This window comes from Arthrobacter sp. TJ-236 (assembly GCF_058269235.1).
This window is the reverse complement of sequence record NZ_JBZCNI010000001.1, coordinates 1431569-1445552: the sequence shown is the minus strand read 5'-3', so window position 1 is coordinate 1445552 and position 13984 is coordinate 1431569. Positions and strand designations below refer to the sequence as shown.

The window sequence follows — 13984 nt, the reverse complement described above, 5'->3', positions numbered from 1 at the left end:
GATGGCCGTCACGGACCGGGTCCATACCCCACCCCCCACGAAGCAGCGCTCATCGCACGAGAAGAGCGTGAAGCGGGTCGCCTTCTCCCAGAAGGTGTCCACGTGGGACGTCAAGCTGTCTCCGTATCTCTACATCTCGCCGTTCTTCGTCCTCTTCGCCGTCACCGGGCTCTTCCCGCTGATCTACACGGCGTGGGTCTCGCTCCACTCCTGGAACCTCATCGGTGGCCAGGGCGAGTTCACCGGACTGGAGAACTACGAGTTCGTGCTCGCGCAGCCGTTCTTCTGGAACGCGGTAGGCAATACGTTCAGCATCTTCCTCCTCTCGTCCGTCCCGCAGGTCGTCCTCGCCATCGCCATCGCGGCGGTGCTGGATGCGAACCTCCGGGCCAGGACTTTCTGGCGGATGGGCGTCCTCGTACCGTTCGTGGTGGCCCCCGTGGCCGTCGGGTTGATCTTCAACAACCTGTTCGCTGATCAGGCAGGCCTGGTCAACGAGCTGTTGTCGGGAATAGGGCTGGACCCGGTCCGCTGGCACGCCGACTCGTTCGCGAGTCACACGGCGATCGCCACCATGGTGAACTTCCGCTGGACGGGCTACAACGCGCTGATCTTCCTCGCAGCCATGCAGGCCATCCCCAGGGACGTCTACGAGGCTGCGACCATCGACGGCGCCGGACGCCTCCGCCAGTTCTTCTCGGTAACCGTCCCGATGCTCCGCCCCACCATCATCTTCGTGGTGATCACCGCGACGATCGGTGGCCTCCAGGTCTTCGACGAGGCACGCGTGTTCGACCAGGCCGGTCTCGGTGGAGCCGACCGTCAGTGGCAGACACTCACCATGTACATCTGGGAGCTCGGCTGGGGCCAGCGCAACTTCGGTAGGGCTTCGGCCGTGGCCTGGCTGCTGTTCCTGATCATCGTCCTCATCGCGATGGCCAACTTCCTCATCACCCGCCGCATCGCCACCCAGGGAGGTCGCAAGTGAGCTCCATCCCCATGATCGAGCAGACCGCGGGTAAGGGGGCCGCCCGCGCAGCCCAGCGCGGGGTGGGTACCCGGCGCCGCGGGGCCCCCGGTGGCACCATGCGCCGGCCCGGGTTCCTCACCTACGGTTTCCTCGGTGCTGTGATCCTCGGCTCCGCGTTCCCGCTCTGGTGGTCCTTCCTCGTCGGCAGCCACGACAGCTCGGTGATCAGCCAGGGGGTCCCGCTGACGCCCGGTGGCAACTTCTTCGCCAACGCCGCCACGGTGCTGGACAGCATCCCTTTCTGGAAGGCACTCTCCAACAGCATCATCGTCTCGACGGTCACGGCCGCCTCGGTGGTCCTCTTCTCCACCCTGGCCGGGTTCGCCTTCGCCAAGCTCCGCTTCCGCGGCAGCAAGGCCCTGCTGGTCTTCGTCATCGCCACGATGGCGGTGCCCACGCAGCTCGGCGTGGTCCCCCTGTTCATCGTGATGGCGAAGCTCGGCTGGACCGGGTCGCTATGGGCCGTGATCATCCCCGGCGTCGTCACGGCCTTCGGGGTCTTCTGGATGACCCAGTACCTGCGCGATGCCCTGCCCGACGAACTGATCGAGGCCGTGCGGATCGACGGCGCGTCGATGATTCAGGCCTTCTGGTACGTGGGGCTTCCCGCCGCGCGGCCGGCCGCCGCTATGCTCGCCCTGTTCACGTTCGTCGCGACGTGGACCAACTTCTTCTGGCCGTTCATCGTGCTGGATCCGTCCAACCCCACCCTGCCGGTGGCACTTCAGCTGCTCCAGGCGGCGCACTTCGTCGATTACTCGATCGTGCTCGCCGGGGCCGTGCTGTCCACCATCCCGCTGCTGCTCCTCTTCGCCGTTGCGGGCCGCCAACTCGTGGCAGGCATCATGCAAGGAGCAGTCAAAGGATGAGTACCACCGACATCACCTTCCCCGAGGGCTTCCTCTGGGGAGCGGCCACGGCCGCCTACCAGATCGAGGGCGCGGCCCGCGAGGGCGGCAGGGGGCCGTCCATCTGGGACACCTTCTCCCGCGTGCCGGGCGCCGTGGCGGACGCCCACAACGGCGACGTGGCATGCGACCACTACCACCGGTTCGGCGAGGACGTCGAGCTCATGAAGAGCCTCAACCTCCAGGCGTACCGCTTCTCCACCTCGTGGTCACGCTGCATGCCGGACGGGGTGACCCCGAACGTCGAGGGCATCCGGTTCTACTCGCGACTCGTGGACAAGCTCCTCGAGGCCGGGATCACGCCGTGGCTGACCCTCTACCACTGGGACCTCCCGCAGGCCCTGGAGGACAAGGGCGGCTGGACCAACCGCGACACCGCGTACCGGTTCGCGGACTACGCGGCCGTGATGCACGAGGCCCTCGGGGACCGCGTGCGCATCTGGACCACGCTGAACGAGCCCTGGTGCGCGGCCTTCCTCGGCTACGCAGCCGGCGTGCACGCTCCCGGGCGCCAGGAGCCGACGGCGGCACTCGCGGCGGCGCACCACCTGCTGCTCGGGCACGGTCTCGCGACGCAGGAACTGCGCCGCCGGGACGCCGACGCCACGCTGGGCATCACCCTCAACCTGACCGTGCCGGATCCCCTCGATCCCACGAGTGAGGCGGACCGCGACGCCGCGCGTCGCATCGACGGCCAGTTCAACCGGATCTTCCTCGATCCGGTGCTGCGCGGGGCCTACCCCGCGGACGTCCTCGCGGACGTCGCCCACCTCGGCCTCGAGGATCACATCCTGCCGGGCGACCTCGAGATCATCGCCACGCCGCTCGACGTGCTCGGCGTGAACTACTACCACGGCGAGGCCGTCACCACGACGCCCTCGGACGAGGCCGCACCGCAGGAGGGGCACGCGCCACTCGAGCGTCCGGTGTCCTCGCCGTACGTCGCAGCGCACGGCGTCCGCTCCGTGCCCCGCGGCCTGCCCGTCACCGCCATGGACTGGGAGGTGCAGCCGGACGGACTCCGCCGCCTGCTCAACCGGCTGCAGGACGAGTACACCGGTCCCGCGGGCATCCCGATCTACGTCACCGAGAACGGTGCCGCCTACAACGACCGGGCCGACGACGACGGCTTCGTGGACGACCAGGACCGCCTGGGCTTCTTCGACGCCCACGTGCGGGCCATGAAGGACGCGCTCGACGACGGCGTGGACCTGCGCGGCTACCTGGCGTGGTCCCTCATGGACAATTTCGAGTGGGCCTGGGGCTACCACCAGCGCTTCGGCCTGGTACGGGTGGACTACGCGACACAGCAGCGCACGCCGAAGGCGAGCGCCCTCTGGTACGCACAGCTCGCGGCCACCAACACGGTGACCGGTGCGCCCGTCGACCTCGCCGCGACCGGCACCTCCGACGGCACCGCGCCCACGGATGCCGGAAGGGCGGGTGTCGTATTGTCGGTGTGATGAGCGCTTCTCCGCCCCGGTCGCTGCGGCACGTCGCGGCCCGGCCGAGCCCGACGCTCGAGGATCTCGCGCTCGCGGCCGGGGTGTCGCGCTCCACGGCGTCGCGCGCGATCAACGGGGGGGACCGCGTCAGCCCGGAGGCGCAGGCGGCGGTGGACCGCGCCGTCCTCGAACTCGGGTACATCCCGAACCGGGCGGCGCGCAGCCTCGTGACGCGGCGGACGTCCTCGATCGCCCTGGTGATCCCCGAGCCGGACGTCCGCGTCATGATGGATCCCTTCTTCGCGGTGGTGATCACCGGCATCACGGAGGCGCTCAGGGACACCGACGTGCAGCTGGTGCTGCTGATGTCGAGGGCCGACGACGACTCCGCGCGGACCCTGCGCTACCTGCGCGGCGGGCACGTGGACGGGGCGATCGTGGTCTCGCACCACGAGGCCGATTCCTGGACGAGGTCTCTCGCGCAGACCGGGCTCCCCACCATCTTCATCGGGCGCCCGTGGGACACGACCTCGCAGGTCACCTATGTGGACACCGACAACGAAGGCGGCGGCCGGCTCGCGGCACGGCACCTCGCCCAGATCGGCCGGCGGCGCCTCGCGACGGTCGCCGGTCCGGCGGACATGACCGCGGCCGTCGACCGCCTGGCGGGCTGGCGGGCAGGTCTGGCCGAGGCCGGGATCCGCGACGGTCCCGTGGTCCACGCGGACTTCACCACGGAGGGAGCCGCGGTAGCAGCGCGGAACCTCCTCGCCGAGCACCCGGGGATCGACGGCATCTTCGCGGCGTCGGACCTCATGGCGCTCGGCGTCATCGAGGCCGTGAAGGCGTCCGGGCGCAGCGTGCCCGGGGACGTCGCGGTGATCGGGTACGACAACCACGCCGTCGGCGCCACCGCCGCGACGCCGCTGACCACCATCACGCAGCCCATGGTCGAGATGGCCGTGAAGGCCGGCTCCATGCTCCTCGAGGAGATCGAGGCCCCGGGCTCGCACCCGGAGCCCGTGATCTACTCGACCGAGCTGGTGGAGCGGGCGAGCACCTCCGTGGCGCCCACGGCGTCGGCCGCGAACGCGTAGTCCCACGCGACGTCCCGCCAGCGGGAGTACCGGCCGCTGGCCCCGCCGTGGCCGCCGTCCATCTCGGTCTTCAGGACGATCGGCTCCGTGCCCGTGGTCGTCTCCCGCAGCTTCGCGACCCACTTCGCCGGTTCCACGTAGAGCACCCGGGTGTCGTTGTAGCTCGTGACGGCGGCGATCCGCGGGTACGCGACGGCGCGGACGTTCTCGTAGGGGGTGTACTCCTTCATGTAGCGGTACACCTCGGGGTCCGTGATCGGGTTGCCCCACTCCTCCCACTCGAGCGCCGACAGCGGGAGCTCCGGGTCGAGGATGGTGGTGAGGGCGTCCACGAAGGGCACCTGCGCCACGATCGCGCGGTACTTCTCCGGAGCGAGGTTGGCCACCGCCCCCATGAGGAGCCCTCCTGCGGACCCACCCATGGCGGCGACCCGCCCCGCGTCCACCCAGCCCGACGCGACGAGGTGGTCGGTGGCGTCGACGAAGTCCGTGAACGTGTTCTTCTTCGCCAGCTTCTTGCCCTGGTCGTACCAGCTCCGTCCCATCTCGCCGCCGCCGCGGATGTGGGCCGTGACGAACACGATGCCGCGGTCCAGCAGGGAGAGCCGCGCGATCGAGAACGCCGGGTCCATGCTCACCTCGTAGCTGCCGTAGGCGTAGACCACGGCAGGGTTGGCGCCGTCCTGGCGGAGGTCGGCGCGCCGGACCACGGACAACGGGACCAGCGTGCCGTCGGCCGCCGGAGCCCACTGCCGCTCGGCGACGTACGCGGCCGGGTCGTAGCCGCCACGAACCTCCGTCTCCTTGCGCAGTTCGAGCGAGCCGTCCCCGAGCACGTAGTCGTACACGCGCGGGGGCGTCAGGTAGGAGGCGTAGGAGAGCCGGATGATCGGGGAGTCGAACTCCGCGTTGGAGAGGTTGCTCGTGAAGAGCTCCTCGTCGAAGTCGGGCTCGGAGGGCAGTGCCTGGTCCGGCGTCCCGAGACCGGCGAGCGGGAGCACCTGCACGCGCTCGATGGTGTCCTTGCGGACCGAGAGGATCAGGTGCGTGCGCGTGATGGCGATGCCGTTGACGCGGACGGCGTCGTCGTGCGGGATCACGGTGGTCCACTGCTGCTCGGCGAGGGGCCGCGCGAACTCGGCGGCCGCCACGAGGCTCACCATCGAGTTCTTCGCGTCGCGGTCGTGGGTGAGGAGGTAGTGGCGCATGCCGTCGATCGTGACCGGCTCGGCGTCGTACAGGATGCGCTCGTCGCGGGAGATGAGCGTCGTCAGACCGTCCGCGGGCGAGGCGAGGTCGAGGACGCGGGTCTCGCTGTACTCCGAGCAGCCGATGCTGACGAGGAGCTGCGTGCGGTCCGCGGAGATCTCGAAGCCCGTCCACATGGCGACGTCGTCCTCCTGGTACACGACGTCGTCGTCCGCCACGGGGGTGCCGAGCGTGTGGACGCGGACCTGGTAGGGCCGCCACGAGTCGTCGACGACCGTGTAGTAGACGCGCGTGCCATCGGGGGAGAAGGCGAGCCCGTAGAAGACGTCGGGCACTTCGTCGGGGAGCAGGTCGCCGGTGGTGAGGTCCTTGATGCGGAGCGTGAAGCGCTCGTCGCCGGCGTTGTCCTCGCAGTACGCGAGCAGCGTGCCGTCCTCCGTGACGGACAGGCCGCCCAGGGAGAAGAAGGGCTTGCCCTCGGCGAGGACGTTGCCGTCGAGCATGATCTGCTCACCCTCCACGGGCTGCCCGGGCACCACCTCGGGCGGTGTCCAGTCGCGATCCAGGTTCCCGGTGTCGGTCGCGGCGACGCGGCACTGGATCCCGTACTGCTTGCCCTCCTCCGTCCGCGAGTAGTACCACCAGCCCCTCTTGCGGGCGGGGACGGACAGGTCGGTCTCCTGCGTGCGGTCCTTGATCTCGGTGAAGATCGCCTCGCGCAGCGGTTCCTGGTGGCGGGTGACGGCATCGGTGTAGGCGTTCTCGCGCTCGAGGTGGGCGACGAGCTCGGGGCTCTCCTTCTCACGCATCCACTCGTACTCGTCCACGAACGTGTCGCCGTGGTGGGTCCGCTCGAAGGGCACCTTCTTCGCGGGCGGGGGAACGGGTAGGCGAGCGGCGTCGGGCGCGTCGTGAGCGGTCATGGTTCCCATCTTGCCACCGGGATCCCCGACCCACCGGACGGCCGTCAGCACGCGGGAATCAGGGATCGGGCGCGGTTGACCGCGTAGGAGGGGCGTGCAATTCTGGAGGCGGTCTTTACAGAACGAGCGTTCGGTAATTCGTGCCCACTGGGCGAGGCTGCACCACTTTCGACGAGGGGACGACCATGGCCGAGGCATTCCTGGTGGGCGGCGTCCGCACACCGGTCGGTCGCTACGGCGGAGCGATCTCGAGCGTGCGACCGGACGACCTCGCGGCGCTCGTCCTCACCGCCGTGACCGGGCGCGCGGGCCTCGATCCCGCCGTCGTCGACGAGGTGATCCTCGGCAACGCGAACGGAGCGGGCGAGGAGAACCGCAACGTCGCGCGCCTGGCGTCCCTGCTCGCGGGCTTCCCGGACACCGTGCCGGGCATCACCGTCAACCGCCTCTGCGCCTCCGGGCTCTCGGCCATCATCATGGCCTCCCACATGGTCAAGGCCGGAGCGGCGGACGTCGTGATCGCCGGCGGTGTGGAGTCCATGAGCCGCGCACCCTGGGTCATGGAGAAGCCGGACAAGGCGTTCGCCAAGCCGGGCGCCGTGTTCGACACCTCGATCGGCTGGCGCTTCACCAACCCGGCCCTCGCGGCGCGGGACAAGACCACGTACTCGATGCCCGAGACGGCCGAGGAGCTCGCCTCGCTGGACGGCATCACGCGCGACGACGCCGACGCCTTCGCGCTGCGGTCCCACGAGCGGGCGCTCGCCGCCATCCGGGACGGACGGTTCGACGACGAGATCGTGCCGGTGCAGGTGAGCCGCGGGAAGACCTCCTTCTCGGTCGACACCGACGAGGGCCCGCGCGCCGACACCACGCTCGAGGTGCTCGGGAGGCTCCGGCCGGTGGTGCGGCCCGACGGCGTCGTCACCGCCGGCAACTCCAGTTCCCTCAACGACGGCGCCTCCGCGGTGATCGTCGCCTCCGAGGCGGCCCTGGAGCGGTACGGGCTGACACCGCGGGCACGCATCGTCGACGGCGCCTCCGCCGGGGTGCCGCCGGAGATCATGGGCATCGGCCCGGTCCCCGCCACGCAGAAGATCCTCGACCGGACGGGCCTCGGCATCGGTGACCTCGGCGCCGTCGAACTCAACGAGGCCTTCGCCACCCAGGCACTCGCGTGTATCAGGAGGCTCGGCCTCGACGAGGGCGTCGTGAACCGCGACGGCGGGGCGATCGCCCTCGGTCATCCCCTCGGCTCCTCGGGCGCGCGCATCGCCGTCACGCTGCTCGGACGCATGGAACGCGAACTCGGCGGACCCGCGCGTCGGCTGGGCCTGGCCACCATGTGCGTGGGCGTGGGGCAGGGCACCGCGATGCTCCTCGAGGCCCTCTGATGCCCGCGGCCCTGCTGCTGACCGAGGGGCCCGACAGGCTCGTCGTCGAACTTCACCGCCCCGAGGCGCGCAACGCCATCGACCGGCAGATGGTGGACGAGCTGCACGCGGTGTGCGCCGACCTCGAACAGTCGCCGCGCACGCTGATCCTCATCGGGTCCGAGGGCGTCTTCGCATCGGGGGCCGACATCGCCGAGCTGCGCGAGCGCCGCCGCGACGACGCGCTCGCCGGGATCAACTCGACCCTCTTCGCGTGCATCGCCGCCCTGCCGCTGCCGGTGATCGCCGCGCTCGACGGCTACGCCCTCGGCGGCGGCGCGGAGCTCGCGTTCGCGGCGGACTTCCGGATCGGGACGCCTCGCCTGAGGATCGGCAACCCGGAGACCGGTCTCGGTATCCTCCCGGCCGCCGGCGCCACGTGGCGGCTCAAGGAACTCGTGGGGGAGCCCCTCGCGAAGGAGATCCTGCTCGCCGGGCGCATCCTCACCGCCGAGGAGGCGCTGGAGGCGAGGCTCGTCACCGCTCTCCACGAGCCCGCAGACCTCCTGCAGGCCGCGCACGATCTCGCCGACCGCATCGGGCGGCAGGATCCCCTGGCCACGCGCATCACGAAGAGCGTGTTCCACGCCCCGCGCGAGTCGCATCCCATGATCGACCAGCTCGCGCAGGCCATCCTGTTCGAGTCCGACGCCAAGTTCGAGCGCATGCAGCGCTTCCTGGACCGGAAGAAGGGCTCATGACCACGTCCCTCGCCGTTCCTCAGACGGTCGGCGTCCTCGGCGGCGGCCGCATGGGCGCCGGGATCGCGCACGCCTTCGTGCTCGCGGGCGTCGACGTCGTCGTCGTCGAGCGGGACGACGCTGCGGCCGACGCCGGGCTCGCGCGCGTCCGCCAGGCGCTCACCCGGAGCGTCGAGCGGGGGACGACGGCGGTTCCGGCCGACGATCTCGCGGCCCGCGTGCGGGCTTCGACCGACTACGCGGCCTTCGCGCCCTGCGGCCTGGTGGTGGAGGCCGTGCCCGAGGACGCCGCCCTCAAGGGCCGGGCACTGCGCGCGGTGGAGGACGTGCTCGACGCCGACGCTTGGCTCACCACCAACACCTCCTCCCTCTCCGTCGACGCGCTCGCGGACGTGCTTCAGCGCCCCGAGCGGTTCTGCGGCCTGCACTTCTTCAACCCGGTGCCGGCGTCCACGCTCATCGAGGTGGTCCTCGGGTCGCGGACGTCGGACGAGCTCCACGCGGCCGCGCGGTCGTGGGTGGCCGCGCTCGGCAAGACGCCCGTCGTCGTGCGTGACTCGCCCGGGTTCGCGAGCTCCCGGCTCGGCGTCGCGATCGCGCTCGAGGCGATGCGCATGCTCGAGGAGGGCGTGGCGAGCGCCGAGGACATCGACGCCGCCATGGTCCTCGGCTACAAGCACCCGGTGGGGCCCCTGCGCACCACGGACCTCGTGGGCCTGGACGTCCGCCTCGGCATCGCCGACTACCTCGCATCCACTCTCGGGGAGCGCTTCGAGCCGCCGGCCGTGCTCCGCGAGAAGGTGGCCCGGGGAGAGCTCGGCCGGAAGTCCGGGCGAGGCTTCTTCGACTGGGCGGAACCCTCCGCGCCCGCGACCGGCCCCGGCCCCGGCCCCACCACGCATCCTGCAGCACCAGTGAAAGGCGAGCGGACATGACAACCGCCCCGGAACGAGTACAGATCGACGTCGTCCCCAGCTTCCTCGAGGACGCCTGGTGGACACCCGAGCGCGCAGCCGCGGACGCGGACGGCACCATTGTCCGCGACGCCAGCACGGGGGAGGAACTCGCGATCGTGAGCACCGCGGGCATGGACACCGCGGCGGCCGTCGCGTTCGCGCGCACCACGGGACAGGCCGCGCTGGGACGCTTCACCTTCCACGAGCGCGCGCTCAAGCTCAAGGAGCTCGCGCAGTACCTGAACGCACACCGCGACCCTCTGTACGAGCTGTCGGCCACGACCGGCGCCACGCGGATCGACTCGATGGTGGACATCGACGGCGGCATCGGTGTGCTCTTCACCTTCGGGTCGAAGGGGCGCCGCGAGCTGCCGAACTCGCACGTGATCGTCGACGGGCCGCCCGAGGTGCTGTCCAAGGACGGCTCGTTCCTCGGCACGCACATCCACACGCGGATCCCCGGCGTCGCCGTGCAGATCAACGCGTTCAACTTCCCCGTCTGGGGCATGCTCGAGAAGCTCGCACCCGCGTTCCTGGCCGGCGTCCCGACCATCGTGAAGCCCGCCACGCCCACCGGCTTCCTGACCGCCGCCGTCGTGAAGCTCATCGTCGGCTCGGCGATCCTCCCCGAGGGTGCCCTGCAGCTCATCTCCGGCCCCGCCCGGGACATCCTCGACCACCTCGACTACCGCGACCTCGTGTCCTTCACCGGCTCGGCCTCGACCGCCAACCACCTGAAGGCACACGAGTCCATCGCCCGCGGCGGCGTCCGCTTCACCTGCGAGACCGACTCCCTCAACGCCGCGATCCTCGGCCCCGACGCCGTGCCCGGCACCCCCGAGTTCGACGCCTTCGTGAAGTCCCTCGTCACCGAGATGACGGTCAAGGCGGGCCAGAAGTGCACGAGCATCCGCCGGTCGATCGTTCCCGAGGCACTGGTCGACGACGTCGTCGCGGCTGCGGGGGAGCGCATCCGCACGCGCGTGACGCTCGGTGACCCTCGGGCCGAGGGTGTCACGATGGGGGCGCTGGCCTCCCTCGCGCAGCTCGAGGGCGTGCAGGAGTCGGTACGCGAGCTGATCGCCGGTGGCGCGTCCGTCGCGTTCGGGTCGCTGGACGCGCCCGACGTCGTCCTCGGCGACAACACGTCCGGCAAGGCGCCGGGCGGGGCGTTCATGGAACCGGTCCTGCTGACCTGGAAGGACGTCGAGGCCGGGGCGCTGCACTCGGTCGAGGCCTTCGGTCCCGTCGCGTCCGTCATCGGGTACGACGACGTCCAGCACGCCATCCGGCTCGCCGCCCTCGGGGCCGGATCCCTCGTCGCGACGGTCTGCACCAACGATCCCGTCGTCGCGCAGGAACTGGTCCTCGGTATCGCCGCGCACCACGGCCGGGTGCTGATCCTCAACCGCGAGGACGCCCGCTCGTCGACCGGCCATGGCTCGCCCGTGCCACACCTCGTCCACGGCGGACCGGGCCGCGCGGGCGGCGGCGAGGAGCTCGGCGGCATGCGCTCCGTGCTGCACCACATGCAGCGCACCGCCGTGCAGGGTTCCCCGAACATGCTCACCAGCATCACCGGCGAGTGGCACGCGGGCGCGGACCGCCGGTTCGACGACGTGCACCCGTTCCGCAAGGACCTCGCGACGCTCCGCATCGGGGACGCCGTCCGCTCGGAGCTGCGCCAGGTGACGCTCGAGGACATCAGCGCGTTCGCCGAGACCACGGGGGACACGTTCTACGCGCACACCGACGAGGAAGCCGCCGCCGCGAACCCGTTCTTCCCAGGGATCGTGGCGCACGGCTACCTACTGCTCTCCTGGGGTGCGGGCCTGTTCGTCGACCCCGAGCCGGGGCCCGTCCTCGCCAACTACGGCCTGGAGAATCTGCGCTTCATCACGCCGGTCGCGGCCGGTGATTCGATCCGCGTGACACTGACGGCGAAGCGGATCACGCCGCGGGAGACGGACGAGTACGGCGAGGTGGCCTGGGACGCCGTCCTGCACAACCAGGACGACGAGATCGTGGCGACCTACGACGTCCTGACCCTCGTGCAGAAGTAGCGCCTTCGGGCGGCGCCGGGGCCGGAGCGCGCGGCGCCGGGCGGCGCCAGAGCGGGATGCCGGTGCTCGGCTGGCTCGGCTGCACGCGGCGCCTGCGCCAGAGCGGGATGCCGGGGCTCGGCTGCCTCGGCGCCTGCGCCAGAGCGTGCGGCCTGGGGACTGGCGGAGCCTGCTGCCGGTCCAACCGTTTGCTTGGGTGCCTCAGGCGGCGCCAGGTCGGGCGGAACATGCGGCCCGGCTCGGAACTCCCCTGAGGCCACGTGCTCCTCCCACTTCATCAGCCCTCGAAGTGGGCATGCTCGAGCATTCCCGGTTGATGACCTGATGAAGTGGGAGGAAGCGCCCACGCATAGTCGTCGCGCCGGCACAACGCGGGTGAACTGCAGCTCAGCGGGAGCGAGAAAGTGTGGCGAGGGCGGACTCCACCAGCAGGATGAACCGGTCAGGCTCGTTGACGAGCAGGGCGTAGGTCACGCGAAGGACCGGGTAGCCGCGGGTGGTCAAGAGGTTCCAGCGGCGCCGATCCTCCTCGAACTCACGGCGGTCCGTGTGATGTTGCCGCCCGTCGGCCTCTACCCCGAGCACACCGTCGACAACGAGGTCCAGCCGCCCCACGCCGGGGAGGTGCACCTGGGACGCAACGTGATGTCCTGCGCGGAGGAGGTGATATCGCGCAACGGTCTCGAGGATGGACTCCGAGTGGGGATCGATCAGAGCAAGCAGCCTGCGCAGGGCTCCGGAATTCTTGAACGTGGCGCGTTCTCGTAGATCAGCGATCGCTACGCGTCGTGCGACAACTGCACTCTCGAGGATGCAGAGCGCGTCGAGTTCGGGGAGGCAACGAGCGGCTTGCAGGCAGACGCTGAGGTCCGAGACCGGTCGGACCGCGCGATGTATGAGCAGATCGTCGCCGGGAATGCCTCGTCCGTGGTCCACGGCGAGGTGCAGTTTCCTCGGCTGCCGCATGACCCGGAGACCGCGGGCTTGTGCCGCGCTGATGCATGCGAGGTCCGCGCCGAGTGACAGGGCGCGAAGAGCAAGCCCGTCGTGACCCGGCAGCGCGTAGATCCCGCGCGCCGGCCGAGTGGCGACGCCTTTCCTGACCGCGCGTGCACGTGCGGCTTCCGATACACCCGCGGCTGCCATGTCACGGGCTCGACCGATGCCGCCGTGTTGATCGAGGTACTGCTTCACATCCATGGGTAGGAGCTTCGTGTGCCGAAACCAGGGTCTTCGCGGGAGGGCGAGCTATGTGGACAAGGCTTCCTCCCACAGCAAGGCGTCGTCGAAAGGGAATGCGTGAGCATTCCCACTTCAGCGGCACGTGAACTGGGAGGATCCGACGTCGGCCGGGGCGGACGGCACGACGGCGGGCCCAATCGCACGACGACGGCGCCCCCGCGCCTGGTACTAGACTCGGGCCGGTGCGCGCGTACTGGGAGTTGACGGCATCGTCCTTCCGGCGCTATTCCACCTACCGCCTCGCGGCCTTCGCAGGAGCCTTCACCAACTCCATCTTCGGCCTGATCCGGGCCTCCCTCCTCCTCAGCGCCATCGCGACGGCGGGCGGGAGCATCGGGGGCTACTCGGCGGTCGAGGCCGCGACCTACGTGTGGATCGGGCAGGCGCTGCTCGGCCCCCTCGGGCTCTTCGGCAACACCGAGCTCTCGCGGCGGGTCAGGACCGGCGACATCGCGATCGACCTCACGCGGTCGGTGAGCCTCGTGGGCTCGTACTGGTCGCAGGACCTGGGTCGCGCCGCCTTCGACCTGCTGCCGCGCGGCATCCCGCCCCTGGTCGTCGGGGCGCTGGTGACCGGACTGTCACTGCCGACGACGGCGGGCCCGTACCTCCTCGCCGCCGTCTCGATCCTCGCGGCGTTCTCGCTGACGTTCATGGGCTTCTTCATCGTGAACCTGCTCGCGTTCTGGCTCGTCGAGATCCGCGGGTTCTGGATGCTGTACATGGTGCTGATGAACCTCCTCAGCGGGTTCCTCGTCCCGATCTCGTGGTTCCCCGCCTGGCTGGCCGACCTGGCGCGTGCCACCCCGTTCCCGTCCATGCTGCAGACTCCGGCGGACATCCTTGCGGGCCGGACCGTCGGCGCGGAGAGCGTGGGCCTCGTCGTCGTGCAGGTCCTGTGGCTCGGCGCGCTCGTGGCCCTTGCGCACGTCATGGTGCGCCGTGGCGCGTCCAAGTTGGTGGTGCAGGGTGGGTGA

General features: G+C 70.4%; 11 protein-coding genes. 9 read left to right on the top strand and 2 right to left on the bottom strand.

Features of this window, described 5'->3' with window-relative positions:
- The first annotated feature begins 1 nt into the window (after nt 1).
- The 4 genes from AC4D16_RS06800 to AC4D16_RS06785 are packed head-to-tail and all read left to right on the top strand — an operon-like array spanning nt 2 to nt 4480.
- Nucleotides 2-988: a carbohydrate ABC transporter permease gene (locus AC4D16_RS06800; protein ID WP_490954389.1), complete on the top strand. Its 987-nt coding sequence runs from the start codon at nt 2-4 to the stop codon at nt 986-988.
- Nucleotides 985-1899 carry a carbohydrate ABC transporter permease gene (locus AC4D16_RS06795; RefSeq protein ID WP_490948145.1) on the top strand — a complete coding sequence of 305 codons (915 nt, stop codon included), beginning with the start codon at nt 985-987 and terminating at the stop codon, nt 1897-1899. The genes AC4D16_RS06800 and AC4D16_RS06795 overlap by 4 nt, the downstream gene beginning before the upstream one ends.
- Complete coding sequence (locus AC4D16_RS06790; protein ID WP_490954388.1) at nt 1896-3401, top strand: GH1 family beta-glucosidase; 1506 nt, start codon at nt 1896-1898, stop codon at nt 3399-3401. The genes AC4D16_RS06795 and AC4D16_RS06790 overlap by 4 nt, the downstream gene beginning before the upstream one ends.
- Nucleotides 3401-4480, top strand: a complete 1080-nt coding sequence (locus tag AC4D16_RS06785; RefSeq protein ID WP_490954387.1) for a LacI family DNA-binding transcriptional regulator — start codon at nt 3401-3403, stop codon at nt 4478-4480. The genes AC4D16_RS06790 and AC4D16_RS06785 overlap by 1 nt, the downstream gene beginning before the upstream one ends.
- On the opposite strand, the gene AC4D16_RS06780 is transcribed toward AC4D16_RS06785, so the two are convergent.
- A complete protein-coding gene (locus AC4D16_RS06780; RefSeq protein WP_490954386.1) occupies nt 4411-6612 on the bottom strand; it encodes a S9 family peptidase in 2202 nt (733 codons plus the stop codon). The genes AC4D16_RS06785 and AC4D16_RS06780 overlap by 70 nt on opposite strands.
- A 185-nt stretch (nt 6613-6797) precedes the next feature.
- Between AC4D16_RS06780 and AC4D16_RS06775 the strand changes: the two genes are divergently transcribed.
- Genes AC4D16_RS06775 through paaZ form a run of 4 tightly spaced genes read left to right on the top strand, consistent with a single transcriptional unit; the run spans nt 6798 to nt 11765 of the window.
- A complete protein-coding gene (locus AC4D16_RS06775; RefSeq protein ID WP_490954385.1) occupies nt 6798-8006 on the top strand; it encodes a thiolase family protein in 1209 nt (402 codons plus the stop codon).
- Nucleotides 8006-8746: an enoyl-CoA hydratase/isomerase family protein gene (locus AC4D16_RS06770; RefSeq protein ID WP_490954384.1), complete on the top strand. Its 741-nt coding sequence runs from the start codon at nt 8006-8008 to the stop codon at nt 8744-8746. The genes AC4D16_RS06775 and AC4D16_RS06770 overlap by 1 nt, the downstream gene beginning before the upstream one ends.
- Complete coding sequence (locus tag AC4D16_RS06765; RefSeq protein WP_490954383.1) at nt 8743-9681, top strand: 3-hydroxyacyl-CoA dehydrogenase family protein; 939 nt, start codon at nt 8743-8745, stop codon at nt 9679-9681. The genes AC4D16_RS06770 and AC4D16_RS06765 overlap by 4 nt, the downstream gene beginning before the upstream one ends.
- Nucleotides 9678-11765 (top strand): phenylacetic acid degradation bifunctional protein PaaZ, encoded by a 2088-nt coding sequence (gene paaZ, locus AC4D16_RS06760; protein WP_490954382.1) that lies wholly within the window; start codon nt 9678-9680, stop codon nt 11763-11765. The genes AC4D16_RS06765 and paaZ overlap by 4 nt, the downstream gene beginning before the upstream one ends.
- Nucleotides 11766-12152: 387 nt before the next feature.
- Here paaZ and AC4D16_RS06755 read toward each other — a convergent pair whose 3' ends face one another.
- Entirely contained in the window at nt 12153-12965 is an 813-nt protein-coding gene (locus AC4D16_RS06755) for a type IV toxin-antitoxin system AbiEi family antitoxin domain-containing protein (RefSeq protein ID WP_490954381.1), read from the bottom strand.
- Between the two features lie 224 nt (nt 12966-13189).
- Here AC4D16_RS06755 and AC4D16_RS06750 point away from each other — a divergent pair, with 224 nt between their 5' ends.
- Complete coding sequence (locus AC4D16_RS06750; protein WP_490948153.1) at nt 13190-13984, top strand: ABC transporter permease; 795 nt, start codon at nt 13190-13192, stop codon at nt 13982-13984.

What these genes read in the sequence shown, in the direction of transcription:
- AC4D16_RS06800 (WP_490954389.1), top strand. Translation starts at nt 2, where the DNA reads ATGGCCGTCACGGACCGGGTCCATACCCCACCCCCCACGAAGCAGCGC.
- AC4D16_RS06790 (WP_490954388.1), top strand. Translation starts at nt 1,896, where the DNA reads ATGAGTACCACCGACATCACCTTCCCCGAGGGCTTCCTCTGGGGAGCG.
- AC4D16_RS06785 (WP_490954387.1), top strand. Translation starts at nt 3,401, where the DNA reads ATGAGCGCTTCTCCGCCCCGGTCGCTGCGGCACGTCGCGGCCCGGCCG.
- AC4D16_RS06780 (WP_490954386.1), bottom strand. Translation starts at nt 6,612, where the DNA reads ATGACCGCTCACGACGCGCCCGACGCCGCTCGCCTACCCGTTCCCCCG.
- AC4D16_RS06775 (WP_490954385.1), top strand. Translation starts at nt 6,798, where the DNA reads ATGGCCGAGGCATTCCTGGTGGGCGGCGTCCGCACACCGGTCGGTCGC.
- AC4D16_RS06770 (WP_490954384.1), top strand. Translation starts at nt 8,006, where the DNA reads ATGCCCGCGGCCCTGCTGCTGACCGAGGGGCCCGACAGGCTCGTCGTC.
- AC4D16_RS06765 (WP_490954383.1), top strand. Translation starts at nt 8,743, where the DNA reads ATGACCACGTCCCTCGCCGTTCCTCAGACGGTCGGCGTCCTCGGCGGC.
- paaZ (WP_490954382.1), top strand. Translation starts at nt 9,678, where the DNA reads ATGACAACCGCCCCGGAACGAGTACAGATCGACGTCGTCCCCAGCTTC.
- AC4D16_RS06755 (WP_490954381.1), bottom strand. Translation starts at nt 12,965, where the DNA reads ATGGATGTGAAGCAGTACCTCGATCAACACGGCGGCATCGGTCGAGCC.